Source organism: Pseudomonas sp. AC083, from assembly GCF_979253165.1.
On the sequence record NZ_CEEDDH010000018.1, the window covers coordinates 26,305 to 52,618 of the forward strand.

The following is a 26,314-nucleotide window of genomic DNA, read 5'->3' on the forward strand; positions in this document are numbered from 1 at the left end:
GTTAGTGAACCTCGACCACGGAGCCCTGCAACTTCTGCAAGGCATCGTTGACCACGTCCGGCATCAGCTGGCGCAGGCAGTTGTAATGGCCGAACCGGCAAGTTCGATCGAAGCACGGGCTGCATTCGATGCCCAGGCGCACGATCTCGACCTGCTCGGCCAGCGGCGGGGTGAAGCCCGGCGAGGTCGAGCCGTACACCGCGACCAGCGGACGATTCAATGCAGCAGCGACGTGCATCAGTCCAGAGTCATTGGACACAACGGAATCGGCGCATGAGAGCAGGTCAATGGCCTCGGCCAGCGAGGTGCCGCCGCTGAGGTTGACCGATTCTTCACGCAGGCCCGGGATCAGCCGGGCGCGAATGTCTTCGCCGACCGCGTGATCGTTTTTCGAGCCGAACAGCCATACCTGCCAGCCTTCGCGGATGCGCGCTTCGGCGACCTTGGCGTAGTGCTCGGACGGCCAGCGCTTGGATTCGCCGAACTCGGCGCCGGGGCACAAAGCCAGGACCGGGCGATCAAGGGTCAGGCCGAATTTGGCCAGTGCCGCTTCGCGGGTCACCGGGTCGATTTGCAGACTCGGGCGCGGGTACGGCTTCGGCAGCTCGGCGTTCGCTTCATAGGCCAGCGCCATGAAACGCTCGATCATCAGCGGGTAGCGTTCTTTGTCGAGGGTACGCACGTCGTTGAGCAGGCCATAGCGGAATTCGCCGCGCCAACCGGTGCGTTTCGGGATGCCGGCAAAAAACGGCACCAGTGCCGATTTCAGCGAGTTGGGCAGCAGGATCGCCTGATCGTACTGACCGCGCAGGGATTTGCCGATGCGCCGGCGCGTCGCCAGTTCCAGCGCGCCGTGGCCGAGCGGGAAGCTCAAGGCCGTACGCACTTCGGGCATGCGCTCGAGGATCGGCCGGCTCCACTCGGGCGCCAGCACGTCGATTGCGCATTGCGGGTGGCGTTGCTTGAGACACTGAAACAGTGTCTGCGCCATCACCATGTCACCGACCCAACTGGGCCCAACGATCAGAATATTCATGTGGTTTCCAAAAACGAACCGGGGAGGCATTTACGCCTCCCCGCCTCGATAATCATTGTGGAAGCGGCGCTGCTGGCGATGGGTCATTTCGTTCAACATGTCTGTCGACTGTCACTCCACTATCGCGAGCAGGCTCACTCCTACAGGTTTTTGCATCTGTTCACATCACTGCGCTCACCGCAGGTCACTGTGGGAGCGAGCCTGCTCGCGAAGGGGTCGGCACGTTCAACATTGCTGTTGACTGACACTCCGCGTTCGCGAGCAGGCTCGCTCCCACCGTTTGAATCTCATTGCGTTCATTGGCGCGTTTCAGCTTAGCCCCATCTCTTTCCATATACGCAAAACCTGCCGGCGTTCGTCGGCAAACTGGTCGCCCGGTATCACCCCGGCGTCCTTCTGCAAGGCCTGCCGGTGGGCGGCGGAGCGGTAGGCCTTGTAGGCCTCACGCAACAGACTGGCATCTTCGGCGGGCATCAGCCCTTCGTGTTCCAGCTCTTCCAGAATGCGGATGTTATCGGTCCAGCGCAGCAGCGGTGGATGGCTGTGCGACCACGCCAGGGCCGCGTATTGCACCATAAATTCAATATCGACGATACCTCCGGCGTCCTGCTTGAGGTCAAACGGCACGCCCGCGTCGAACGCATTCGCCGCCGTGCCGGCCGCGGTGCTGCGGGTCCCGAGGTTGTCGCGCATCTTCGCCCGCATCTCGCTGACTTCCTGTTGCAGCTTGGCCAGATCCCTAGGTTTGCCCAATACCTGGGCGCGGACTTTCTCGAAGGCCTGGCCAACATCCTGACTGCCCACCAGCACCCGCGCGCGCACCAAGGCTTGATGCTCCCAAGTCCATGCTTCGTTTTCCTGATAGCGCGCGAACGCGCCGAGGGAACTCACCAGCAACCCGGAAGCACCGGACGGCCGCAGGCGCATGTCCACTTCATACAGCTGACCGGAGTTGGTCTGCGCTGTGAGCAGGTGAATAATCCGCTGCCCCAGGCGCGTGAAGAACTGCGCGCCGTCGATGGATTTCGGCCCGTCGGTTTCCGCCTGCGGATCGCCGTCATGGATGAACACCAGATCCAGATCGGAACCATGCCCCAATTCGATACCGCCGACTTTGCCATAACCGACAATGATGAAGCCGGGATCGCACAGCGTGCCGTCGGTGCGCAGCGGCGTGCCGTACTTGGCCACGGTCTGCCGCCAGGCCAGCGCCAGCACCTGTTCGAGAATCGCTTCGGCCAGCCAGGTCAGGTAATCACTGACTTTCATCAGCGGCAGGCTGCCTGCAATTTCCGAAGCGGCGACGCGCAAGCGGTGCGCCAGCTTGAAATGGCGCAGGGCTTCCATTTGCTGCTCGAGGTCGTCTTCGGGAATTCGCGTCAGGCGTTCGCGCAACTCGGCCGCCAGTTCCGGCGCCAGCGGCGGCTTGAACAGCCGACCTTCGTTGAGCAATTCGTCGAGCAGCAACGGGAAGCGCGTGATCTGCTCGGCAATCCACGGGCTCGCCGCACACAAGGTCAGCAGGCGACGCAGCGCACCGGGGTTTTCCGTGAGTAACACCAGATACGCCGAGCGCCGCGCCACCGCTTCCACCAGCGGCAGCACTCGCTCGAGTACCAGATCGGGATTGTCATGCTCCACCGCTTGCGCAAGCAGTCGCGGAATAAAAGCATCGAGACGCTCGCGCCCCAGCCGCTGCATCGCGCGCAATTGCGGACTGCCGCGCAAACCGGCCAGCGCTTTCAGGGCTTTGCCGGCATCGACGAAACCGCCCTCCTGCAACTGCCGGCACGCGGCCTCCTCGTCCTGTTCTTCCTCCCACAGCGGCAGCCATTCACCACCGACCACCACTTCGCTTTTGCCACCCTCTTCTTCGTCGGGATCAGCGATCACCTGGGCGAAATGCCAGGCCACGCGCCCGCGCCAGTACATCAGTTGTTCATGGAACGCCGACCAATCGGCGAAACCCAGCATGAAGGCGATCCGCGCCTGATCCTGAGCGCTGTCCGGCAGCATCTGCGTCTGACGGTCGGCAATCGCTTGAATGGCATGTTCGGTGTAACGCAGAAACTCGTACCCTTCGCGCAATTCACTGACCACCGCTGGCGGCAGATAGCCCTGCCCTTCCAGCGTGCTCAGCACCTTTAATAGAGGACGCTGTTGCAGGCTCAGGTCGCGGCCACCGTGGATCAGTTGAAAGGCCTGCGCGATGAACTCGACCTCGCGGATGCCGCCGGAGCCGAGCTTGATGTTGTCGGCCATGCCCTTGCGCCGCACTTCCTGCTGGATTAACTGCTTCATCGTGCGCAGCGCTTCGATCGCCGAAAAATCCAGATAACGCCGGTAAACGAAGGGCCGCAGCATGTCGAGCAACTGCGCGCCGGCGACCTGATCGCCAGCCACCACCCGCGCCTTGATCATCGCGTAGCGTTCCCAGTCGCGGCCCTGATCCTGGTAATACTGCTCCAGCGCGTTGAAGCTGAGCACCAGCGCACCAGAGGATCCGTATGGACGCAGGCGCATGTCGACGCGGAAAACAAAGCCGTCGACGGTCATCGGATCCAGCGCCTTGATCAGACGCTGGCCGAGGCGGATGAAGAATTCCTGATTGTCCAGCGAGCGTTTCACGCCGACGGTTTCGCCGCCTTCGGGGTAGGCGAAGATCAGGTCGATGTCGGAAGACAGATTCAGCTCGACCGCGCCGAGCTTGCCCATGCCGAGGATGACCATCTGCTGCGGCTCACCGCTGCGCCGGCCGGTCGGCGTGCCGAACTGCTCGCAGTGGCGGCTGTACAGCCATTGATAAGCCTGATCGATGGTGGCGTCGGCCATGTCCGAGAGGTCGCGGCAGGTCTGCACCAGATCGGCCTGGCGGGTCAGGTCGCGCCAGATGATCCGTACCTGATGCCGTGCGCGCTGGCGGCGCAAGGCGCGGCCGAGTTCGTCTTCGCTCTGCGCGCTGTTCACAGCGGCGGCAATCTGTGCGCACAGCTCGCCGGGCGCAAACGCTCGATCAAGTTCGCCGGACGCCACCAGCGACAGCAACATCAAAGGGTCACGAATGCTCTGTTCAATGACAAATTCGCTGGAGGCGCTGACGCGGGCGAATTGCGCCCAGCGCTCCGGCGTCCAGTTCGACAGGCCGTGATCGTCTTCAAGGGCGGCGACGGACGTACGGAACGACTGCTCGGATCGGCTGACCAACGGCAGGAGAATGGCGGGCAGTTCGGCAAGCACGGGCAGGGTCATGGTCTATCCTTGATCGGCGTATTGAGGGCCGCTTGTAGTGAATGATGAAAACCCGCTACGTGAAGGACTGTCGAACAAAAGTTAGAAATAGCTGAAATTTCTTCTTCTTTGGCATCCAGCATCAAACTTTCACCTTATTCGGATGGAAATCGACCCGCCTTAACGATTATTCTCACAACGCAGTCGGAGGCCACAAGCCTTTCATCTGTAGTTTTACTACTCGTCTATACATTCGAAAGGCTGAAATGCCGGAAGATTTGTAGTAAAACTACACGCCGCCGGAACAACCTGTCGGCAATCCAAGAATTTTAAATCGTCTGCCCACAAGGCCAGTCGCAAACTCAGGCAACCGATTCTGGAAGCCTTTCCGCCCTGGAGCAAGCCATGCAAGACCTCGATCCCGTCGAAACCCAGGAATGGCTGGACGCCCTGGAATCGGTTCTCGACAAAGAAGGCGAAGACCGTGCTCACTATCTGATGACCCGTATGGGCGAACTCGCGACCCGCAGCGGCTCGCAGCTCCCTTACGCGATCACCACGCCTTACCGCAACACGATCCCCGTTACCCACGAAGCACGCATGCCTGGCGACCTGTTCATGGAACGCCGCATTCGCTCGCTGGTACGCTGGAACGCGATGGCCATGGTAATGCGCACGAACCTGCGAGATTCGGACCTGGGTGGTCACATCTCCAGCTTCGCTTCCAGTGCGACCCTGTATGACATCGGCTTCAACTATTTCTTCCAGGCCCCGACCGACGAACACGGCGGCGACCTGATCTACTTCCAGGGCCACACCTCGCCAGGCGTTTACGCCCGTGCATTCATGGAAGGCCGCATCACCGAAGACGAGATGAACAACTTCCGTCAGGAAGTCGATGGTCAAGGCCTTTCGTCCTATCCGCACCCTTGGCTGATGCCTGACTTCTGGCAGTTCCCGACCGTATCGATGGGTCTGGGTCCGATCCAGGCGATCTACCAGGCGCGCTTCATGAAGTACCTGGAGCACCGCGGTTTCATCCAGCCGGGCAAACAGAAGGTCTGGTGCTTCCTCGGTGACGGCGAGTGCGACGAGCCGGAATCCCTGGGCGCGATCTCCCTGGCCGGCCGCGAGAAGCTGGACAACCTGATCTTCGTCATCAACTGCAACCTGCAGCGCCTCGACGGCCCGGTTCGCGGCAACGGCAAGATCATCCAGGAACTCGAAGGCGTGTTCCGTGGTGCGCAGTGGAACGTGACCAAAGTCATCTGGGGCCGTTTCTGGGACCCGCTGCTGGCCAAAGACGTCGACGGTATCCTGCAACGCCGCATGGACGAAGTCATCGACGGCGAATACCAGAACTACAAAGCCAAAGACGGCGCGTTCGTTCGCGAGCATTTCTTCAACACGCCTGAACTCAAGGCAATGGTTGCCGATCTGTCCGACGACGAGATCTGGAAACTCAACCGTGGCGGCCACGACCCGTACAAGGTCTACGCGGCGTACCACGAAGCGGTCAACCACAAGGAACAACCGACCGTCATCCTCGCCAAGACCATCAAGGGTTATGGCACCGGTGCCGGCGAAGCGAAAAACACTGCGCACAACACCAAGAAGGTCGACGTCGACAGCCTGAAGCTGTTCCGCGACCGCTTCGACATTCCGGTCAAGGACGAAGAACTGGAGAACCTGCCGTTCTTCAAACCAGAGCCAAACAGCGCCGAAGCGCGTTATCTGGCCGAGCGCCGTGCCGCACTGGGCGGTTTCGTGCCGCAGCGCCGTGCGCAGAGCTTCAGCGTACCGACTCCGGACCTGGACACCCTGAAAGCCATCCTCGATGGCTCGGGCGACCGTGAAATTTCCACCACCATGGCTTTCGTGCGGATCCTGGCGCAACTGGTCAAGGACAAGGAAATCGGCCCGCGCATCGTCCCGATCATCCCGGACGAAGCCCGTACCTTCGGTATGGAAGGCATGTTCCGTCAGTTGGGCATCTACTCCTCCGTCGGCCAGCTCTACGAGCCAGTCGATAAAGACCAGGTGATGTTCTACAAGGAAGACCAGAAAGGTCAGATCCTTGAAGAAGGCATCAACGAAGCAGGCGCCATGAGCTCGTTCATCGCTGCCGGTACTTCGTACTCCAGCCACAACCAGCCGATGCTGCCGTTCTACATCTTCTACTCGATGTTCGGCTTCCAGCGTATCGGCGACCTGGCCTGGGCCGCTGGCGACAGCCGTACCCGTGGCTTCCTGATCGGCGGCACCGCCGGCCGTACCACCCTGAACGGTGAAGGTCTGCAGCACGAAGACGGTCACAGCCACCTGCTGGCCGCGACCATCCCGAACTGCCGCACCTACGATCCGACCTACGGCTACGAGCTGGCGGTGATCATTCAGGACGGCATGAAGAAGATGACCGAAGAGCAACAGGACATCTTCTACTACATCACCGTGATGAACGAGTCGTACCAGCAGCCAGCCATGCCGGCCGGTGCCGAAGAAGGCATCAAGAAAGGCATGTACCTGCTCGAGGAAGACACTCGCGATGCGGCGCACCACGTTCAGCTGATGGGCTCCGGCACCATCCTGCGTGAAGTGCGTGAAGCGGCGAAGATCCTGCGTGAAGAGTTCAACATCGGCGCTGACGTGTGGAGCGTTACCAGCTTCAACGAACTGCGTCGCGACGGCCTCGCCGTAGAGCGCAGCAACCGCCTCAAGCCTGGCCAGAAGCCTAAGCTGAGCTACGTCGAAGAGTGCCTGAACGGCCGTAAAGGTCCGGTCATTGCTTCTACCGACTACATGAAGCTGTTCGCCGAGCAGATCCGTCAGTGGGTACCGTCCAAGGAATTCAAAGTCCTGGGCACCGACGGTTTCGGCCGCAGCGACAGCCGCAAGAAACTGCGTCATTTCTTCGAAGTCGACCGTCATTTCGTGGTGTTGGCAGCCCTGGAAGCACTGGCTGACCGTGGTGATATCGAACCTAAGGTTGTGGCTGAAGCCATCGCCAAGTTCGGCATCGACCCGGAAAAACGCAACCCACTGGACTGCTGAGGAGACATTTTGTGAGCGAACTCATTCGCGTACCTGACATCGGCAGCGGTGAAGGTGAAGTAATTGAACTGTTTGTGAAGGTCGGCGACCGCATCGAAGCCGACCAGAGCATCCTGACCCTGGAATCGGACAAGGCCAGCATGGAAGTGCCGGCCCCGAAAGCCGGCGTCATCAAGAGCCTGAAAGTGAAGCTGGGCGACCGTCTGAAAGAAGGCGACGAACTGCTTGAGCTGGAAGTCGAGGGCGCCGCTGAAGCGGCACCTGCGCCTGCTGCGAAAGCCGAAGAGAAACCGGCTGCGGCACCTGCTGCCGCGCCTGCCGCTGCCCCTGCTGCCGCTTCGGTACAGCAAGTGCACGTGCCGGACATCGGTTCGTCGGGCAAGGCGCAGATCATCGAGATTCAGGTCAAGGTCGGCGACACCGTCGAGGCTGATCAATCGCTGATCACGCTGGAGTCCGACAAGGCCAGCATGGAAATCCCGTCGCCTGCCGCTGGCGTGGTCAAGGCCATCAGCGTCAAGCTCAACGACGAAGTCGGCACTGGCGATCTGATTCTGGATCTGGAAGTGGCGGGTGCTGCGGCCCCGGCTGCGGCCGCTCCGGCTCAGGCTGCTGCGCCTGCTGCTGCCGCTGCGCCAGCCCCGGCGGCGGCTCCGGCTGCACCGGCCGCTGACAGCGTTCAGGACATCCACGTCCCGGACATCGGTTCGGCCGGCAAGGCGAAGATCATCGAAGTGTTGGTCAAGGCCGGCGATACCGTCGAAGCCGACCAGTCGCTGATCACCCTGGAATCCGACAAGGCGAGCATGGAAATTCCATCGCCTGCCGCTGGCGTGGTCGAAAGCGTTTCGATCAAGCTGGATGACGAAGTCGGTACCGGCGACCTGATCCTCAAGCTCAAAGTCAAAGGCGCGGCCCCTGCTGCTGCCCCGGCTGCGGCTGCTGCACCGAGCGCTCCGGCACCTGCTGCTGCTCCGGCTGCCGCAGCACCTGCTGCCGCTGCAGCCGCAGCGCCGACTGCGACACCAGCGAAACCGGGTGCCAAAGTTCACGCCGGCCCCGCCGTGCGTCAACTGGCCCGTGAGTTCGGCGTCGAGCTGAGCGCCGTTGGCGCCAGCGGTCCACACGGTCGCATCCTCAAGGAAGACGTCCAGGTTTACGTCAAGGCGATGATGCAGAAGGCCAAGGAAGCCCCGGCCGCTGCTGGCGGCGCTACCGGTGGCGCGGGCATCCCGCCGATCCCGGTGGTCGATTTCAGCCGTTTCGGCGAAATCGAAGAAGTGCCGATGACCCGCCTGATGCAGGTCGGCGCTGCCAACCTGCACCGCAGCTGGCTGAACGTGCCACACGTCACGCAATTCGACTCGGCAGACATCACCGAGCTGGAAGCCTTCCGTGTAGCGCAGAAAGCCGTGGCCGAGAAGGCTGGCGTCAAGCTGACCATCCTGCCGCTACTGCTCAAGACCTGCGCGCACCTGCTCAAGGAGCTGCCGGACTTCAATAGTTCGCTGGCACCAAGCGGCAAGGCGATCATCCGCAAGAAATACGTGAACATCGGCTTCGCCGTCGACACCCCGGATGGCCTGCTGGTGCCGGTGATCAAGAACGTCGACCAGAAGAGCCTGCTGCAACTGGCTGCTGAAGCGGCTTCGCTGGCTGAAAAAGCCCGCACCAAGAAGCTGTCTTCGGACGAGATGCAGGGCGCCTGCTTCACCATTTCCAGCCTCGGCCACATTGGCGGCACCGGCTTCACGCCGATCGTCAACGCGCCGGAAGTGGCGATCCTTGGTGTTTCCAAGGCAACCATCCAGCCAGTCTGGGACGGCAAAGCCTTCCAGCCGAAGCTGATGCTGCCACTGTCGCTGTCCTACGATCACCGCGTGATCAACGGCGCTGCTGCTGCACGCTTCACTCAGCGTCTGGGCAGCCTGTTGGGCGACATCCGTACCATCCTGCTGTAACCCAAACGGCCCTCCGGCGACGGAGGGCCGCTTGCTGCACCCTTTCGAGCGCCACACGCTCGTACCTCAACCCCGTCAATTGACGGGGCTTTTTTTTGCCTGAAATAAACCGGATCGCGCCTCTTTCCTACAACCTGCGCTGACATCGGCCACAGGTCTGGTCCACTTAACGCCAATATTTTCTGCCGCCAGCCAACTAACCTCTGCTCAGGAAAGTTGCTTCAATGCGCTCCGCTTATTTAATTCATCTTATTAAAATCTCGAACGGAATCGATCATGTTCAAACCGACTATCGGCCCCATCGTGGGCCACGCCACAACTAACGAAGTGCGCATTTTCATGCGCGGCGAACAACAGGACAAAAAACGCGTATTTGCCGGAGTTCGCGCCCGCAAGGCCGGAACGGAAAAATGGTCGAACAGCGTATTTGCACTTTTGCACCCAGCCAACGACATGTCAGGCGTATTGGTATTACAGGATCTGGACGCCGATTGTGAATACGAATATCAAGCCGGCTGGTTAAGCCCGATGAATCCGGTACACACCATCGACACAGTGGTGGAGTTTCCACTGCAATGGCCGCGACAGCTCTACCGCTTTCGTACCCGCACCGCGCAAGCCAGCCAGCCCCGGGGCTTTATCGTCGGATCTTGCCGTTATCTGCGGATTACCGCGGGCATTGCTTCGTTGCCGCAACTGGGCGATCGCATCTTTGGCTCGATCAATCAACTTGTCGAGAACAGTCATCTACCCGTCAGCGCGGTGATCATGACCGGCGATCAAGTGTATGTAGATGATTTGAATATCATTGCACCGGATCGCGAAGCCAAAGACATTCTGAAGAAGTATCGAACGGCATTCTCGCAACCGAATATTCAACGATTGATGTCCAATACATCGACTTACATGATGCTCGACGATCATGAAATAGAAGATAACTGGCCCGCCAATGCAAAAGATGCGGACAAGGACTTGTATCGCAACGCCATGGCCGCTTATGAACTTTATCAAGCCAGCCACAGCCCGGTTTACGCATATAACAGCGAGGGCCAGATAGACCGGAATACCTTGAAGCATTATTGGTATCAGTTCGGCGACAGCGATATCGCCTGGTTCGTCACCGACAGTCGCACCCGACGCAACTTGTCGAAGGATGACCGGCGCATTCTCGACATCGAGCAAGAACAGGCCCTGCTGCAATGGCTGATCCATAGCCCGGCACGGGTGAAGTTCGTGGTGACCAGCGTGATGTTCTATCCCGATCGCAAGTTCAACGGTGACGATGCCTGGAAAGCTTTTCCCGAGCAGCGTCTGCGCCTGCTGGAAACCATCCGCACTCACCGGATCAAGAACGTGGTGTTCGTCTCCGGCGACGTCCATGGCTCGCTGACCAGTCGCTTGAGTCACAGCGAGGACACCGATTTCGAGGTCCACACCATCGTGTCCTCGCCGTTGCACAACAGCAAATTGCTGCCGTATGCCAAGGCTTCAACGTTTATCCTCGATCAACCGCTGGTGCGCACGGTAGCCGGGGATTATCGGCACGAGCTCACCAGTGCCGTGGTGAGTCAGGACAATTTTGCGCATGTGGTCGTTGAGGCTGATCAGATATTGGTCAATTACCATGACCGCGATGGCAAGAAGTTGCAGTCGATCAGTATGAAATTGCGTTGAAACACCAAAAGATCGCAGCCTTCGGCACCTCCTGTATGGCTACGCGGCGCCTGCAAGAGTTGTTCAAGGCTGCGATCTTCTGCTCATTTCAGTTGTGCACTGGAGAAATGTTCACTGCAGCCGACATATTCTTATAGCACTTGGCCTTCATCTCTCTTGTCAGTCGGTGCCGCAATGATGCAACCTTGCCGCAGCCAACAGACAAGAGGGCGAGAGCCCGGCGCATTCAGCATATTTCCAAGCGAGTTTCCTTCATGAAGAGCCAGCCCGATGCCGCCAGCCGTATGGCGGCCGAGGTAGTGACGCAGTTGCCTGTGCCCTCGCGGCTCGGCATGCTGCGTTTCGAGCGCTTGAATGAAGCCAGTTGGGCGATGCTGTTCCTTGATCCCAACTGCGAACGCCAGTTTGGCCAGCCGGCCGTCGAGCTCTGCGCACTGGTCGGCTCGCCCTACGCCAGCCTGATGGAGCCCGAAGCGCGCTACCAACTGCATGACGCGATCCAGCAGCAACTAAGCAAAAGCGCGCATTACGTGGTGCGCTACACCCTGCACACCGCCGCCGGCGCGTTGAACATGCTCGAGCTGGGCGAAGCTTACAAACAGCACAACCGGCACTTGCTGCGCGGCTATCTGCTGGCGGTCGACGAGGTGTTCGACGAAACCCAGGCGCTGCCTTCGGTGGATCTGGAAACCCAGAACTCGCGCCTGCAAATCGCCCTTGAGCTGAACCAGCGTGCCCAGCAGGAACAACTGCAGCATCTGGACCGCGTGCGCGCCCAGCAGGATCTGATTCTGCTACTCGCACGCCAGCGCTACAGCACGCACAACTCGCTACAGGAAGCCGCGGAGCTGATCACCCGCTGCGCCTGCGATATCTACGAAATCGACTGCGCCAGCCTGTGGAACCTCGAAGGCCAGCGCTTGCTGCCGATCTCCGCCTACCACCGCGCAACTCAGGAATACCTGCTGCCGGAGCCGATCGATATCAGCGGCTTCCCCGATTACATGGAAGCCCTGCACAGCAGCCGCGCCATCGATGCCCACAACGCCATGCACGACCCGCGCACCCGCGAGATGGCCGAGGCGATGCGTCCGCGTGACGTCAACGCCATGCTCGATGCCAGCATTCGCGTCGACGGCCAGGTAGTCGGCGTGTTGTGCCTGGAACAGACCGGCGTGACCCGTGCCTGGCAGTCCGACGAAATCGCCTTTGCCGGCGAATTGGCCGACCAGTTTGCGCAAGTGATCAACAATCACAACCGGCGTACCGCCACTAGCGCCCTGCATCTGTTTCAGCGCGCGGTCGAGCAAAGCGCCAACGCCTTTTTGCTGGTCAACTGCGACGGCGTGGTCGAGTACGTCAACCCGAGCTTCACCGCGATCACCCAGTACACCACCGAGGAAGTCCACGGCCAGCGCCTGTCGGAATTGCCGGCGCTGGAAAACCTCAGCGAACTGCTGTTCGACGCGCCTTCGGCGCTGGCCCAGAGCAACAGCTGGCAGGGCGAATTCAAAAGCCGCCGCAAGAACCTCGAACCGTACTGGGGCCAGCTGTCGATCTCCAAGGTCTACGGCGATAACCGTGAGCTCACGCATTACATCGGCATCTACGAAGACATCACCCAGACTAAACTCGCGCAGCAACGTATCGAGCGCCTGGCCTACACCGACAACCTGACCAACCTCGGCAACCGTCCGGCATTCATCCGCAATCTCGATGAGCGCTTCGCCCGCGACAGCGATACGCCGATCAGCCTGTTGCTGGTGGACATCGACAATTTCAAGCGGATCAACGACAGCCTCGGCCACCAGACTGGCGACAAACTGTTGATCAGCCTCGCCCGGCGCCTGCGCAACAGCCTCAGCCCGAGTGGCAGTCTGGCGCGTTTTGCCAGTAACGAATTCGCCGTGTTGCTCGACGACACCGACCTTGAAGCCGGGCAGCAGATCGCCAGTCAGTTGCTGATGACCCTCGACAAGCCGATGTTCGTCGACAATCAGTTGATCAGCGTCACCGGCTCCGTCGGCCTGGCCTGCGCGCCGCTGCACGGGCGCGATCCGCAAACCCTGATGCGCAACGCCGGCCTGGCGCTGCACAAGGCCAAGGCCAACGGCAAACACCAGTTGCAGGTGTTCACTGAAGCGCTGAACGCCGAAGCCAGTTACAAACTGTTCGTCGAGAACAACCTGCGCCGCGCCCTCACGCAGAACGAACTGGACGTGTTCTACCAGCCCAAGCTGTGCCTGCGCAGCGGTCGCCTGCTGGGCATGGAAGCGCTGTTGCGCTGGAACCACCCGGAACGCGGCATGATTCGCCCGGACCAGTTCATCAGCGTCGCCGAGGAAACCGGCCTGATCATTCCGATCGGCAAGTGGATTGCTCGTCAGGCGTGTCGCATGAGCAAATCCCTGACCGCTGCCGGCCTGGGCAATCTGCAGGTGGCAATCAATCTGTCACCGAAACAGTTCTCCGATCCGGATCTGGTCGCCTCGATCGCCAACATCCTCAGGGAAGAAGCGCTGCCGGCCAATCTGCTCGAACTCGAGCTGACCGAAGGCTTGTTGCTGGAAGCCACCGAAGACACGCATTTGCAGCTCGACCAGCTCAAACGCCTGGGCCTGACCCTGGCCATGGATGACTTCGGCACCGGCTACTCGTCGCTGAGCTATCTGAAGAAATTCCCGATCGACATCATCAAGATCGATCGCAGCTTCATCCATGAAATCCCCGACAACCAGGACGACATGGAAATCACCTCCGCCGTGATCGCCATGGCCCACAACCTGAAACTCAAAGTTGTCGCCGAAGGCATCGAAACCGCCGAGCAACTGGCGTTCCTGCGCCGGCATCGTTGCGACGTCGGTCAGGGTTATCTGTTCGACCGACCGATTCCGGGCGATGAGCTGATCAAAGCGCTCAAGCGCTATCCGCGTGGGCCGCTCTGTCTCTAACCCCTCTACCCCATTCTCGCCATAACATGCCGCCCTCTGGAGCTGCCGAAGGCTGCGATCTTTTGATCTGGTTTTTAAAAAGCAAAATCAAAAGATCGCAGCCTTCGGCAGCTCCTACATTGGGTAGTGATTAACTCGGCATCATTCGGCACACTGGCGGTCTGACTTTTTACCTCCAACCTGACTGAGAGGAACGCTCATGGTTCTGCGCTCGGAAATTCTGGTGAACAAAAACGTGCTTCCAACCAAAGAACAAGCCCTGCCCGGCCGCGAAACCCCGATGACCCTGCCGGAAAAACACTTCGTCTTCGAAGACACCCCGCTGCTCGGTCCATTCTTTCAGGACGTCGACTTCGCGATTTTCGGTCTGGGTTGCTTCTGGGGCGCGGAACGACGTTTCTGGCAGCGCAAAGGCGTGGTCAGCACAGTCGTCGGTTACGCCGGCGGCTTCACGCCGAACCCGACGTACGAAGAAGTCTGCTCGGGCCTGACCGGCCACGCCGAAGTGGTATTGGTGGTGTATGACAAGGCCCAAGTCAGCTATGAAGAGCTGCTGGCGATGTTCTGGGAACTGCACAACCCGACTCAGGGCATGCGTCAGGGCAACGACATCGGCACTCAGTACCGCTCGGTGATCTACGCCACCACCCCGGAGCAACTGGATGCGGCACTGAAAAGCAAAGACGTGTATCAGGCGGAACTGGCCAAGGCCGGTCTGGGTGAAATCAGCACCGAGATCGACCAGGCCCCGACCGTGTACTTTGCCGAGGCGTATCACCAGCAGTATCTGGCGAAGAACCCTGAAGGTTACTGCGGGATTGGCGGCACCGGCGTGTGCATGCCAGCAAGCCTTGCGGGCAACTAACCCCGCCTGATCGTTCCCACGCTCTGCGTGGGAATGCAGCCCGGGACGCTCCGCGTCCTGACAGCGGACGCAGAGCGTCCATTGAGGCATTCCCACGCGGAGCGTGGGAACGATCGCTCGGCGATCAGCTCTCGGCAATCAGCCAATCCATCTGCCAGCCACCCTGGGTCTGCCCCAGTTTCTTCGACAACCACGGCAGCAACTCACGCAATTCTTCCTCCAGCCCCCACGGCGGATTGGCGATCGCCAGCCCGGAACCGTTCAGGCTGTTCGGTGTGTCCAGCGGATGCACCAGCAGCTCCACACGCAGCAACTTCGGTGCACCCGTGCCTGCCAGGTCCTGATAGAAACGCCGCAGTGCACGCTGATCCTTCACCGGATACCAGATCGCAGCCACAGTCTGGCGCATGCGGCCGATGGCTTCTTTCATCGACGCCGCGCAACGCTGCATCTCGTCGAGTTGCTCGAACGGCGGATCGATCAGCATCACCACGCGCTTCTCCTGCACCGGCAACATCGCCCGCGCCACATGCCAGCCCTCGCCCAGATGCACTTTCACCCGCCGATCGCCGGCCATGTTGTCCTTAAGCAACACGCCATCTTCGGGATGCTTCTCGTTGAGCATCACCCGATCCTGCGGCCGCGTCAGACGCCGTGCCAGCTCCGGCGAACCCGGGTAATAGCGCAACTGGCCATCCGGGTTCATCTCGTGCAGCACCTTCATGTAGTCGGCGGTCAGCGCCGGCAGATCCGGCTGAGCCCACAACCGCGCAATGCCTTCCAGGTACTCGCCGGTGCGATTGGCCTGATCGCCCTGCAAGTCATACAGACCGATGCCGGCGTGCGTGTCGAGATAGGCAAACGGCTGCTCCTTGCGCGACATCAGAGCGATGAGGCGTGTCAAGGTCAGGTGTTTGAACACATCGGCGTGATTGCCGGCATGGAAGGCGTGACGATAATTCATGGCTGCTCCTGCGAAGGGCGCAAAGTTTACCTTTTACCGGGCGGCAAGTCAGGGGCTGGCAGCCGAGCGGACAAAAGCCTGCCCTCACCCTAGCCCTCTCCCGGAGGGAGAGGGGACTGACGGTAGTGATCTTGCGAGTTACATCGACCTGAATGATCGACGTGATCTCAGGCTTGGCCAAGCGTAGATAAGCGCGCAAGTCGCAAGTCGTGAGACGATCAGTCCCCAGAAAGAACACCACCATCCAGGCTTGGCCAAGCGAGTTCACCACTGAAGTCGCAGGTCGGCGTACATCACCCAGACAACTCGGTCAGTCCCCTCTCCCTCTGGGAGAGGGTTAGGGTGAGGGGCTTTGCTTTCATGGCGTTAAACTGGCTAAAACTTGAAGGACAGGACGTCAAAAACTCATGCGCTATCTGATCATTTTCCTGCTCAGCCTGCTAAACCCATGCCTCGCCCTCGGCGAAATCCATATTGAACAAGCACGTCAGGCACTCAAGAACTATGGCCTGAGCCATTGCGTCCTGGCGCCATTCAATGAGCAATCAGCCCTGAGAACAGACATTGCAGTGTCCGCCGATGCCTATTCGTTCATGGGCAACGGCCTGCATTCCATCCTGCAAAACGAAGACACGCTGCAAGTGCTGCACGACCCCTATAAAGAAACACTGAGCTACGTGTTGGCGGCTTACGAGCAGACATCTTCACGCAGCAAACACTCAAATGAGAAAGTAGTGCTACTTGCGTGCCTGAAGATCTACAACTCCGAAGCGTTCAACCGCTTTATCAAAACTCAAGATGCGTATATCTCTGACTGACACTCTGATTTCAAAAGATCGCAGCCTTCGGCAGCTCACACGGGATAGGCGCTCACTCTGCCGAAGGCTGCGATCTTTTGATCTTCAGGCGGGCAAGCTGCGCAGGCGCTTGCCGATGACGTCCAGCACATCACAGCCATCCCGCAATGGAATCGCGCACAGCAGGGCAAAGTCGCTGAGGATCACGGAGTCGCATTCGATCGAGCCGCGCATGCACATGTTTTCCAGGACCTGGACCACGGCGCGGATGCGGTGGTTGGCGGCGTCCATGAGGATGTCGAGGGGCACGTGGGTGTCGACGAACAGGCTGGGCATGTCGCTGCAATTGCCGGTGAGGGCCATGAAGCGGTTGTCGGGGTGAGGCGTGATTTTTTCGTAGGGTGGATCAGTATGCATATTGGTCATTTTCCGGGTCCCATGATTGATAAACGTGAGCCGCCATCACACCTTCCTACGGGTTAGGGTGGCAGCTGTGCGCAGGAGTAGGAACCGAGCAATCATGGACCTCGGCCACGCCGAAGCGTGCCCCACGCACAGCCGCCGCGAACGATCTTACGGACTTGAACCAAGTGCCGCAAAAAGCCAACGAACTGTAACGTCATGAATGCGGGGATCCTTCACCCTGCCACCGCTCTCGCAGTGACAACGAAAAGACTATCCCTGCAACTCACCACGCACCAGTTCATGAAAACCGCCGCGATTCGAAGGAAACGTCCGAAGTGCTTGCCCCGAAATTTCACTCTGCCTCTGCCAGCAAAAACTCCAGAAGCGCCGATCGTGACGAATCTTCCGACATCGATAATTTGAAAAACTGCCCAACCTTGCAGCGCAAAACAGCCTCGGGAAACGCCTCGAACACGGCCGGTTGCTCCTCGCTCAGCCATTGCAAAGCATTGGCGATGCGTACGCTTGCATCAGTCTGCGCCAACAGCGATTGCGGCACGCTCCACCACGGAAAGACCCGCCCCGAAACCAGCGCACGGCCCCCGATTTCAATGGCCTGGCCATTGATCAAGGCTCGTGAAACGACTGGCAGCAATTGCGCGGGAATGACCTCGTCAGACTGCAAAAGAGGCAGCAGAAACCGACCATCCCAAAAGCGGAAAAACACCGCTTTACCGTCCGGCATCAGCACTTGAGTCAGGCTGCGGAAATGTTCGACCAGCACGTCAAGATCCGCCGAAGACACCGCCAGCCACCCCCAGTCCCGCGAGTCGGTTTCCATCACCCAGCGTAAAAACTCACTGTCTGCAGCGACAATTCCCACAAAGGGCATCACCGCGTCCCACTCGGCATAAATGGTCTCGGCCCAGACCGGATTCGCCGTGCCCTGCCAGGCTTTGAAAGCATCGGCATCGCTGGCGCGGCTGAAAATTGCGATCAATTGCTCCGACGCGTGCAGCGGCTGCCGCGCCAGCCAATCTTCGGGCGTCAATTGTTCAGGCTGCACAGACACCGTCCTTGCACCGCTCACACTCCTCGCAGAAAGGCGCATCACCTTTGAGACTCATGATCTGTGCGGCGGTGAGAATCGCCGCCGGCGCAGCGACCAGTTTCTCTGGCAAGCCCGGCACCACCGGTGCCGCACTCGTTGCCGCCATTGGTGAGCCACCCACAACAATCGGCACGCTGCTGAAAATTCCGCCGGGGCCGATGTTGATCCACTGTCCGCCGGCCTGAATCGTCGCGCTCGCGCCGCCATCAATGACCACTTGCTGGCCTGCGCTGATATGGATCTGCGCCGAGGCGCTGGTGGCCTGGCTGTTTACCCGAACCTGTCGGTTGCCGAGCACGGACAAATGATCATCCTGCCTGACTTCGGTCTGGCGCTGGCCGTGGGTGATGCGTTGCTCGTCGGCTTTGAGTTCATGGCGGGCGGTGCCGGCGACCACCACACTGCGCTGATTATCGACCTGCAACTGCTGGTCGTTGAGCACATGCTGGGTCCAGTTGCGCTGGGCACGCAGGTAGATTTCCTCGGCGCCCTTTTTGTCCTCGATGCGCAGTTCGTTATAACCGCCACCGCCGGGACTGCTCTGGCTGCGGAACACGCTTCGGGTCTTGTCTGCCGGCAGATCCAGCGGCACCGGGGTCGCCGCATTCGGCAGGCAACCCATGACCAGCGGCTTGTCGGCATCGCCATCAATGAAGCCGACCAGCACTTCCATGCCGACGCGCGGAATCAACACGCTGCCGTAGTGATCGTGAGCCCAACCGGTCGCGACGCGCAGCCAGCAACTGGAGTGCTCGTTCAATTCGCCATCGCGGTCCCAGGCCAGTTGCACTTTGACCCGGCCATATTCATCGCAATGGATTTCCAGGTCTTTCGGGCCGGTGACCACGGCAGGTTGGTAGCCCGACATGCGCGGTTTTTCCGGGCACAGTGCCGGACGAAAGACCACGTCCCACGGCGTGGCGACGAAAGTATTGCGGTAGCCCTGAAAGGATTCGCCATCGCTGGTCACCGATTCCTCCAGCACCTGCGGCTGACGGCCGCGATGCTCGACACAGGTGAGCAACCACAGATCATTCCAGTCGCTGCGCGGATGCTCGGTGAGTTGCAGAAAATGGCCGCAGACCAATGAAGACTCGTCGCTGCTACCCTCGGCCTGACGGTAATCGGCGACGTGCCGTTCCAGCGCTCGCCGAGTCAGCTGTTTGCCGGTTTCACGATCACTGAATTGGCCGGGGAAGAGATAGTCCTCCAGCACCGGACGCTGCTCGCCGTCACTGCGACTTTCCAGAGACAGCCGTGGTTTTTCGAAGTTGTAGTCGCGCCGAGTGACGACGCTGGTGCGGGTTTCCACGCGCACATTGAAACGTTGAATCGCCGGCGCCCCCGCCGACATGCCGCTGCCCGGCAAATACAGCGTCGGCTCGGGCAGCTTGGGGAACACGGTCTGGTCGTCGCCGAATACCAGCAGATGGCCTTCGGGGCTGTGGTGAAAGTGGTAATGAATGCCGACTTCGGCACACAGGCGCTGGATAAAGGCCAGATCGCTTTCGGCGTATTGCACGCAGTACTCGCGCTCCGGGTATTCGCTGCCCAGGCGAAATTCAAAGGCATCGCGCAGGATCGAATGATCCTTGAGGATCTGCGTGATGATCTGCGGCACGCTCTGATGCTGAAAAATCCGCTGGTTGATGCGATGCCCCAGATACGTCAGACGCGGGACAAGACTGAGGTGATAGCGTGTCAGACGTTTCCCGGAATCGCCCTGCCCGACCTGATAAATCTGACCATGAATACCGCAACCCTGAGCATCGAAACTCAGAAACGCCTGACCATGCAGCAGGCTTTCCAGATCCAGATCCGGCCGCTCGCTGACCAGTTCCAGCTCGAAGCGAAAGGGTTGGCTGATGGCTTCCCTGCCCGTGAACTCAAGGACTTTGAGGTCATGCCGGGCGCCTTCGAGTGTCAACGTGAAACGCGGTTGATTGGCAGGCGCGAACATCCGATGTCTCTCTGCAGTGTGAGGGCGGGCGATTCTGCATGAGGGGCAAGGGGTGCTGAGCAGGTGACGGGAAATTCAGATTTGCCCTACGTGGATTGCTGAAAGGACCTTGTTAATTCGGCCGTTCGACTACAGACAATTCAATCAAACCTGCCACCCACCCTGTGGGAGCGAGCCTGCTCGCGAAAGCGGCATGTCAGTCGACACATTCATTGAATGATCAATCGCATTCGCGAGCAGGCTCGCTCCCACAATGGATTTCCACAGGATTCGAGAAATCACAGGCAACAAAAAAACGGCCCGCTTCCTGTAGGAAACGGGCCGTTTTCAGGTGAGCCGAAGCTCAGTCCATCACTTGTTCAGATGGAAGTCTTTTTCCGCTGCCTCGAAACGCTCAACCATGCCGCGAGTCGGCTCACCCGCCTTGCTGACAAAGTAGATGGCCAGGCTGGCGAAGATGAAGCCCGGAATGATTTCGTACAGACCCAGCAGTTCGAAATGCTTCCAGACCACCACGGTGATCGCGCCGACCAGAATACCGGCCAGTGCGCCGTTGCGGGTCATGTCTTTCCAGACCACCGAAATCAGCACCACCGGACCGAATGCAGCACCGAAACCGGCCCAGGCGTAGGACACCAGGCCCAGTACGCGGTTTTCCGGGTTGGCAGCCAGCGCGATAGCAATCAGGGCTACCAGCAGCACCATGGCACGACCGACCCAGACCAGCTCCAGTTGCGAAGCGGACTTGCGCAGGAAGGCTTTATAGAAGTCTTCGGTCAGGGCGCTCGAGCACACCAGCAACTGGCAGCTCAGGGTGCTCATCACCGCCGCCAGAATGGCCGACAGCAGTACACCGGCAACCCATGGGTTGAAGAGGATTTTCGCCAGTTCGATGAACACGCGCTCCGGGTTCTCGGTCACAGGACCGGCGACTTCCGGGTGCGCCGAGAAATAGGCGATACCGAAGAAGCCCACCGCAACGGTGCCGCCCAGGCACAGGATCATCCAGGCCATGGAAATGCGACGCGCCTTGGCGATCGACTTCACCGAATCCGCCGCCATGAAACGCGCAAGGATGTGCGGCTGGCCGAAGTAGCCCAGACCCCAGCCCATCAGCGAGATGATGCCGATGAAGGTGGTGCCTTTGAGCATGTCGAAGTTGCTCGGATCTTGCGCTTCGATGGCGAGGAACGTGGTGTCAACGCCGCCAGTGGCCAGCAGGACGATGATCGGCGTAAGGATCAGCGCGAAGATCATCAGCGTGGCTTGGACGGTGTCGGTCCAGCTCACCGCGAGGAAACCGCCGATGAAGGTGTAGGCAATCGTAGCCGCCGCACCGGCCCACAGCGCCGTTTCGTAGGTCATGCCGAACGTGCTTTCGAACAGACGGGCACCAGCGACGATGCCGGAAGCGCAGTAGATGGTAAAGAACACCAGAATCACGATCGCCGAGATGATCCGCAGCAAGCCGCTTTTATCTTCGAAACGGCTGGAAAAGTAATCCGGCAGAGTCAGGGCATCGCCGTTGTGCTCGGTCTGCACACGCAGACGGCCGGCGACAAACAGCCAGTTCAGGTAGGCACCGACGATCAGGCCGATGGCGATCCAGCTTTCGGACAGACCGGACATGTAGATGGCGCCCGGCAGGCCCATCAGCAACCAGCCGCTCATGTCGGAGGCACCGGCAGACAGCGCGGTGACTACGCTGCCGAGGCTGCGACCACCGAGAATATAGTCGGAAAGGTTGTTGGTGGAGCGATAGGCCATCAAGCCGATCAGCACCATTGCTGCGATGTAGATCACGAATGTGATCAGGGTTGGATTGCTTACGCTCATTGAGTTACGCCCTGGCTTTGTTTTTATGTAGCGGCGGTGGTGAACCGCTCGCAAACGACGACGTTTGGCAGACGATCCGGGATCCCGCGCATTTAAGACTGATGTTTCCCCAGGAAAGCCATCAGCCGGTGCACCGGGTTATTCCCGGTTGCACCTTGGCGGCGAATGCTATGCAACAAAGCAAATAAGGTGCAACCAGTTTCGCGAGAATTAGTTGCACCCAGTCGGATTAATCGACGATCACCCCGTTTTTGCTCCCTTTTGTCGCAGTCATGGCTCTTTGCTAGAAGCAAAAGCACCAAGCAGGAGCAGCACTTTCGTACCAGAAATTATTTCCTGACGAGCTGCGTATTATTCCGGCAAAAAAAGGGTTGCACCCGGTTGCACCTCATTCAACGCACGGCTAATCTTGCGGCCAGCTGATGCCACGCAACTGTGGCAACCATGAGGATAAAAATATGGCTACCACCACCCTTGGGGTCAAACTCGATGACCCGACCCGCGAGCGCCTGAAGGCTGCCGCAACCTCGATTGATCGCACGCCGCACTGGCTGATCAAGCAGGCAATTTTCAATTACCTGGAAAAACTCGAGGGTGGTGCAACCCTGACCGAGTTGAACGGTTTGACCGCCAAAGACGCCGATGACGCGGGCGAAGTGCAGACCGATCACGCTCACCAATGCTTCCTCGAATTCGCTGAAAGCATTCTGCCGCAATCGGTTCTGCGTGCTTCGATCACCGCCGCCTACCGCCGCCCTGAGCCGGAAGTGGTGCCGATGCTGATCGAGCAGGCGCGCCTGCCAGCACCGATGGCCGAAGCCACCAACAAGCTCGCGGCGACCATCGCCGAAAAACTGCGTAACCAGAAAAGTGCCGGCGGTCGTGCGGGCATTGTTCAGGGCCTGCTGCAGGAGTTCTCCCTGTCGTCCCAGGAAGGCGTGGCGCTGATGTGCCTGGCCGAAGCGTTGCTGCGCATCCCGGACAAAGGCACCCGCGATGCGCTGATCCGCGACAAGATCAGCACCGGCAACTGGCATCCGCACCTGGGCAACAGCCCTTCGCTGTTCGTCAACGCTGCGACCTGGGGCCTGCTGCTGACTGGCAAACTGGTTTCCACCCACAACGAAGCCGGCCTGACCTCGTCGCTGAGCCGCATCATCGGCAAGAGCGGCGAACCGATGATCCGCAAGGGCGTCGACATGGCCATGCGCCTGATGGGCGAGCAGTTCGTGACCGGCGAAACCATCGCCGAAGCACTGGCCAATGCGAGCAAGTTCGAAGCCAAGGGCTTCCGTTACTCCTACGACATGCTCGGTGAAGCGGCACTCACCGAAGTCGACGCGCAAAAATACCTGGCCTCGTACGAACAAGCGATCCATTCGATCGGCAAAGCATCCCACGGCCGCGGAATTTATGAAGGCCCGGGCATTTCCATCAAGCTCTCGGCACTGCACCCGCGTTACAGCCGTGCGCAGTACGAGCGGGTGATGGACGAGCTGTACCCGCGCCTGCTGTCGCTGACCCTGCTGGCCAAGCAATACGACATCGGCCTGAACATCGACGCCGAAGAAGCCGACCGCCTCGAGCTGTCGCTGGATCTGCTCGAACGTCTGTGCTTCGAGCCGCAACTGACCGGCTGGAACGGCATCGGTTTCGTCATCCAGGCTTACCAGAAGCGTTGCCCGTACGTGATCGACTACGTGATCGATCTGGCCCGCCGCAGCCGTCATCGCCTGATGATCCGTCTGGTAAAAGGCGCGTACTGGGACAGCGAAATCAAGCGCGCCCAAGTCGAAGGTCTGGAAGGCTATCCGGTCTACACCCGCAAGGTTTACACCGACGTTTCCTACATTGCGTGCGCACGCAAACTGCTGTCGGTACCGGAAGTCATCTACCCGCAATTCGCTACGCACAACGCCCACACCCTGTCGGCGATCTACCACATCGCCGGTCAGAACTATTACCCGGGCCAGTACGAGTTCCAGTGCCTGCACGGCATGGGTGAACCGCTCTACGAACAAGTTGTAGGCAAGGTTGCCGAAGGCAAGCTGAACCGTCCGTGCCGTGTGTACGCACCGGTCGGCACTCACGAAACCCTGCTGGCTTACCTCGTACGTCGCTTGCTGGAAAACGGCGCGAACACTTCGTTCGTCAACCGCATCGCCGACCAGTCGATTTCGATCCAGGAACTGGTGGCCGATCCGGTGGCACAGATCGAGCAGATGGCCACCGTCGAAGGCGGTTTTGGCCTGCCGCACCCGCGCATTCCGCTGCCGCGTGATCTGTACGGTGCCGAGCGCGCCAACTCCAGCGGCATCGACATGGCTAACGAACATCGTCTGGCCTCGCTGTCCTGCGCCCTGCTCGCCACCGCGCACAACGACTGGAAAGCCGCGCCGATGCTCGGTTGCGCCTCCAGCAACGAAACGCCGGTCGCGGTGCTGAACCCGTCCGATCACCGCGATGTGGTCGGTCACGTTCAAGAAGCTACGGTCGAAGACGTCGACAACGCCATTCAATGCGCGCTGAACGCCGCGCCGATCTGGCAGGCCACGCCGCCGGCCGAACGTGCGGCGATCTTGGAACGTGCCGCTGACCTGATGGAAGGCGAGATCCAGCCGCTGATGGGCCTGCTGGCTCGCGAAGCCGGCAAGACCTACGCCAACGCCATCGCCGAAGTCCGCGAAGCCGTCGATTTCCTGCGTTACTACGCAGTGCAGGCGCGCAACGATTTCAGCAATGACGCCCACCGCCCACTCGGTCCGGTGGTGTGCATCAGCCCGTGGAACTTCCCGCTGGCAATCTTCAGCGGCCAGGTCGCTGCGGCATTGGCTGCCGGTAACCCGGTACTGGCCAAACCGGCCGAGCAGACTCCGCTGGTCGCCGCTCAGGCCGTGCGCCTGATGCTCGAAGCCGGCATCCCGGAAGGCGTGCTGCAACTGCTGCCGGGGCGCGGTGAAACCGTCGGCGCCGGTCTGGTTGGCGATGAGCGCGTCAAAGGCGTGATGTTCACGGGTTCCACCGAAGTCGCGCGCTTGCTGCAACGCAACATCGCTGGCCGTCTCGACAGCCAGGGCCGTCCGATTCCGCTGATCGCCGAAACCGGTGGACAGAACGCGATGATCGTCGATTCCTCGGCACTGACTGAACAAGTGGTGATCGACGTAGTGTCGTCGGCCTTCGACAGTGCCGGTCAGCGCTGCTCGGCATTGCGCGTGCTGTGCCTGCAGGAAGATTCCGCCGATCGCGTCATCGAAATGCTCAAAGGTGCCATGGCCGAAAGCCGTCTCGGCAACCCCGAGCGTCTGTCCGTGGACATCGGCCCGGTGATCGACGCCGAAGCCAAGGCCGGCATCGACAAGCACATCCAGGGCATGCGCGACAAAGGTCGCAATGTTTACCAGGTGGCGATTGCCGACAGCGAAGAGGTCAAGCGCGGCACCTTCGTCATGCCGACCCTGATCGAGCTGGAAAGCTTCGACGAACTGCAACGCGAAATCTTCGGCCCGGTACTGCACGTGGTGCGCTACAAGCGCAAAGAGCTGGATCAACTCATCGGCCAGATCAACGCCTCCGGTTATGGCCTGACGCTGGGCGTGCACACGCGCATCGACGAGACCATCGCCAAGGTGATCGACAACGTCAACGCCGGTAACGTCTACGTCAACCGCAACATCGTCGGTGCCGTGGTCGGCGTGCAGCCGTTCGGCGGCGAAGGCCTGTCGGGTACTGGCCCGAAAGCCGGTGGCCCGCTGTATCTGTACCGCCTGTTGTCGACACGCCCTGCCGACGCCATCGAACAATCCTTCGCCCGTGGTGATGCCATCGTCGCCCCGGACGTGCGCTTGCGCGATGCCATGAGCCAATCGTTGAACGCGTTGAAAGCCTGGGCCGACAACAACAAGTTCGCCGACCTGAGCACTCTGTGCGTGCAATACGCAGCGCAATCGCAGAGCGGCATCACCCGCGTGCTGGCTGGCCCGACCGGCGAGAAAAACAGCTACGCGATCCTGCCGCGCGAGCACGTGCTGTGCCTGGCGGAAGTTGAAGGTGATCTGCTGACGCAACTGGCGGCGGTGCTGGCGGTGGGCGGTTCGGCGGTGTGGCCGGAAACCGAGCTGAGCAAGGCCTTGTTCGCCCGTCTGCCGAAGGAAGTGCAGGCGCGGATCAAGCGCGTTGCCGACTGGAACAAGGACGAAGTGGTGTTCGATGCCGTACTGCATCACGGTCACTCCGACCAGTTGCGCGGCGTCTGCCAGCAGATCGCCCAGCGTGGCGGCGCGATCGTTGGCGTGCAGGGCCTGTCCCAGGGCGAGACCAACATTGGCCTGGAGCGCCTGGTGATCGAACGGGCATTGAGCGTCAACACCGCTGCGGCGGGGGGTAATGCCAGCTTGATGACGATCGGATAAAAGCAGCTACAAGCTTCGAGCGACAAGCTGCAAGTAAAAGCAAACTGCTCTTACTTGCAGCTT

15 protein-coding genes are annotated in these 26,314 nt (G+C 60.1%); 7 read left to right on the forward strand and 8 right to left on the reverse strand.

What is annotated here, in order from left to right; genetic code table 11:
* Position 1: 1 nt before the first annotated feature.
* From waaF to AC0IXA_RS22155, 3 genes are all read right to left on the reverse strand, one after another.
* On the reverse strand, positions 2-1,036 hold the full coding sequence (gene waaF, locus AC0IXA_RS22145) for a lipopolysaccharide heptosyltransferase II (protein WP_341638450.1): 1,035 nt from the start codon (positions 1,034-1,036) through the stop codon (positions 2-4).
* Between the two features lie 309 nt (positions 1,037-1,345).
* Positions 1,346-4,285 carry a bifunctional [glutamate--ammonia ligase]-adenylyl-L-tyrosine phosphorylase/[glutamate--ammonia-ligase] adenylyltransferase gene (gene glnE / locus AC0IXA_RS22150; protein WP_471814503.1) on the reverse strand — a complete coding sequence of 980 codons (2,940 nt, stop codon included), beginning with the start codon at positions 4,283-4,285 and terminating at the stop codon, positions 1,346-1,348.
* The gene (locus AC0IXA_RS22155; RefSeq protein WP_256205860.1) at positions 4,282-4,407 is read right to left on the reverse strand and encodes a hypothetical protein; all 126 of its coding nucleotides are present in this window, start codon (positions 4,405-4,407) and stop codon (positions 4,282-4,284) included. The genes glnE and AC0IXA_RS22155 overlap by 4 nt, the downstream gene beginning before the upstream one ends.
* A 262-nt stretch (positions 4,408-4,669) precedes the next feature.
* Here AC0IXA_RS22155 and aceE point away from each other — a divergent pair, with 262 nt between their 5' ends.
* The 5 genes from aceE (at position 4,670) to msrA (ending at position 14,766) form a co-directional block, all read left to right on the forward strand.
* Positions 4,670-7,315, forward strand: a complete 2,646-nt coding sequence (gene aceE / locus AC0IXA_RS22160; protein ID WP_471814504.1) for a pyruvate dehydrogenase (acetyl-transferring), homodimeric type — start codon at positions 4,670-4,672, stop codon at positions 7,313-7,315.
* A gap of 11 nt (positions 7,316-7,326) precedes the next feature.
* Entirely contained in the window at positions 7,327-9,276 is a 1,950-nt protein-coding gene (gene aceF, locus AC0IXA_RS22165; protein WP_471814505.1) for a dihydrolipoyllysine-residue acetyltransferase, read from the forward strand.
* A gap of 276 nt (positions 9,277-9,552) precedes the next feature.
* Positions 9,553-10,950 carry an alkaline phosphatase D family protein gene (locus AC0IXA_RS22170; protein WP_471814506.1) on the forward strand — a complete coding sequence of 466 codons (1,398 nt, stop codon included), beginning with the start codon at positions 9,553-9,555 and terminating at the stop codon, positions 10,948-10,950.
* Positions 10,951-11,204: 254 nt separating this feature from the next.
* Entirely contained in the window at positions 11,205-13,901 is a 2,697-nt protein-coding gene (locus AC0IXA_RS22175; protein WP_471814507.1) for a putative bifunctional diguanylate cyclase/phosphodiesterase, read from the forward strand.
* 199 nt (positions 13,902-14,100) lie between these two features.
* Entirely contained in the window at positions 14,101-14,766 is a 666-nt protein-coding gene (gene msrA / locus AC0IXA_RS22180; protein WP_471814508.1) for a peptide-methionine (S)-S-oxide reductase MsrA, read from the forward strand.
* A 124-nt stretch (positions 14,767-14,890) separates the two neighbouring features.
* Here msrA and AC0IXA_RS22185 read toward each other — a convergent pair whose 3' ends face one another.
* Positions 14,891-15,730, reverse strand: a complete 840-nt coding sequence (locus AC0IXA_RS22185; RefSeq protein ID WP_471814509.1) for a 23S rRNA (adenine(2030)-N(6))-methyltransferase RlmJ — start codon at positions 15,728-15,730, stop codon at positions 14,891-14,893.
* 407 nt (positions 15,731-16,137) lie between these two features.
* Here AC0IXA_RS22185 and AC0IXA_RS22190 point away from each other — a divergent pair, with 407 nt between their 5' ends.
* Positions 16,138-16,548: a hypothetical protein gene (locus AC0IXA_RS22190; protein WP_122508536.1), complete on the forward strand. Its 411-nt coding sequence runs from the start codon at positions 16,138-16,140 to the stop codon at positions 16,546-16,548.
* Positions 16,549-16,632: 84 nt separating this feature from the next.
* On the opposite strand, the gene AC0IXA_RS22195 is transcribed toward AC0IXA_RS22190, so the two are convergent.
* The 4 genes from AC0IXA_RS22195 to putP form a co-directional block, all read right to left on the reverse strand.
* On the reverse strand, positions 16,633-16,953 hold the full coding sequence (locus AC0IXA_RS22195; RefSeq protein WP_110644861.1) for a hypothetical protein: 321 nt from the start codon (positions 16,951-16,953) through the stop codon (positions 16,633-16,635).
* Positions 16,954-17,284: 331 nt separating this feature from the next.
* Positions 17,285-17,998, reverse strand: coding sequence for a DUF4123 domain-containing protein (locus AC0IXA_RS22200; RefSeq protein ID WP_122601446.1), 714 nt, complete (start codon positions 17,996-17,998; stop codon positions 17,285-17,287).
* Entirely contained in the window at positions 17,988-20,003 is a 2,016-nt protein-coding gene (locus AC0IXA_RS22205) for a type VI secretion system Vgr family protein (protein WP_122601445.1), read from the reverse strand. Before AC0IXA_RS22205 ends, AC0IXA_RS22200 begins: the two co-directional genes overlap by 11 nt.
* Positions 20,004-20,354: 351 nt before the next feature.
* Positions 20,355-21,839: a sodium/proline symporter PutP gene (gene putP / locus AC0IXA_RS22210; protein ID WP_016772011.1), complete on the reverse strand. Its 1,485-nt coding sequence runs from the start codon at positions 21,837-21,839 to the stop codon at positions 20,355-20,357.
* 458 nt (positions 21,840-22,297) lie between these two features.
* Between putP and putA the strand changes: the two genes are divergently transcribed.
* Positions 22,298-26,251: a trifunctional transcriptional regulator/proline dehydrogenase/L-glutamate gamma-semialdehyde dehydrogenase gene (putA, locus tag AC0IXA_RS22215; protein WP_122508532.1), complete on the forward strand. Its 3,954-nt coding sequence runs from the start codon at positions 22,298-22,300 to the stop codon at positions 26,249-26,251.
* The last annotated feature ends 63 nt before the right edge of the window (positions 26,252-26,314 follow it).

Excerpts from the sequence above, each read along its gene's own strand:
- glnE (WP_471814503.1), bottom strand. The coding sequence starts at position 4,285 with ATGACCCTGCCCGTGCTTGCCGAACTGCCCGCCATTCTCCTGCCGTTG.
- AC0IXA_RS22170 (WP_471814506.1), top strand. The coding sequence starts at position 9,553 with ATGTTCAAACCGACTATCGGCCCCATCGTGGGCCACGCCACAACTAAC.
- waaF (WP_341638450.1), bottom strand. The coding sequence starts at position 1,036 with ATGAATATTCTGATCGTTGGGCCCAGTTGGGTCGGTGACATGGTGATG.
- AC0IXA_RS22185 (WP_471814509.1), bottom strand. The coding sequence starts at position 15,730 with ATGAATTATCGTCACGCCTTCCATGCCGGCAATCACGCCGATGTGTTC.
- msrA (WP_471814508.1), top strand. The coding sequence starts at position 14,101 with ATGGTTCTGCGCTCGGAAATTCTGGTGAACAAAAACGTGCTTCCAACC.
- putP (WP_016772011.1), bottom strand. The coding sequence starts at position 21,839 with ATGAGCGTAAGCAATCCAACCCTGATCACATTCGTGATCTACATCGCA.
- AC0IXA_RS22175 (WP_471814507.1), top strand. The coding sequence starts at position 11,205 with ATGAAGAGCCAGCCCGATGCCGCCAGCCGTATGGCGGCCGAGGTAGTG.
- aceE (WP_471814504.1), top strand. The coding sequence starts at position 4,670 with ATGCAAGACCTCGATCCCGTCGAAACCCAGGAATGGCTGGACGCCCTG.
- putA (WP_122508532.1), top strand. The coding sequence starts at position 22,298 with ATGGCTACCACCACCCTTGGGGTCAAACTCGATGACCCGACCCGCGAG.
- AC0IXA_RS22190 (WP_122508536.1), top strand. The coding sequence starts at position 16,138 with ATGCGCTATCTGATCATTTTCCTGCTCAGCCTGCTAAACCCATGCCTC.
- AC0IXA_RS22195 (WP_110644861.1), bottom strand. The coding sequence starts at position 16,953 with ATGACCAATATGCATACTGATCCACCCTACGAAAAAATCACGCCTCAC.
- AC0IXA_RS22205 (WP_122601445.1), bottom strand. The coding sequence starts at position 20,003 with ATGTTCGCGCCTGCCAATCAACCGCGTTTCACGTTGACACTCGAAGGC.
- AC0IXA_RS22155 (WP_256205860.1), bottom strand. The coding sequence starts at position 4,407 with ATGCTGGATGCCAAAGAAGAAGAAATTTCAGCTATTTCTAACTTTTGT.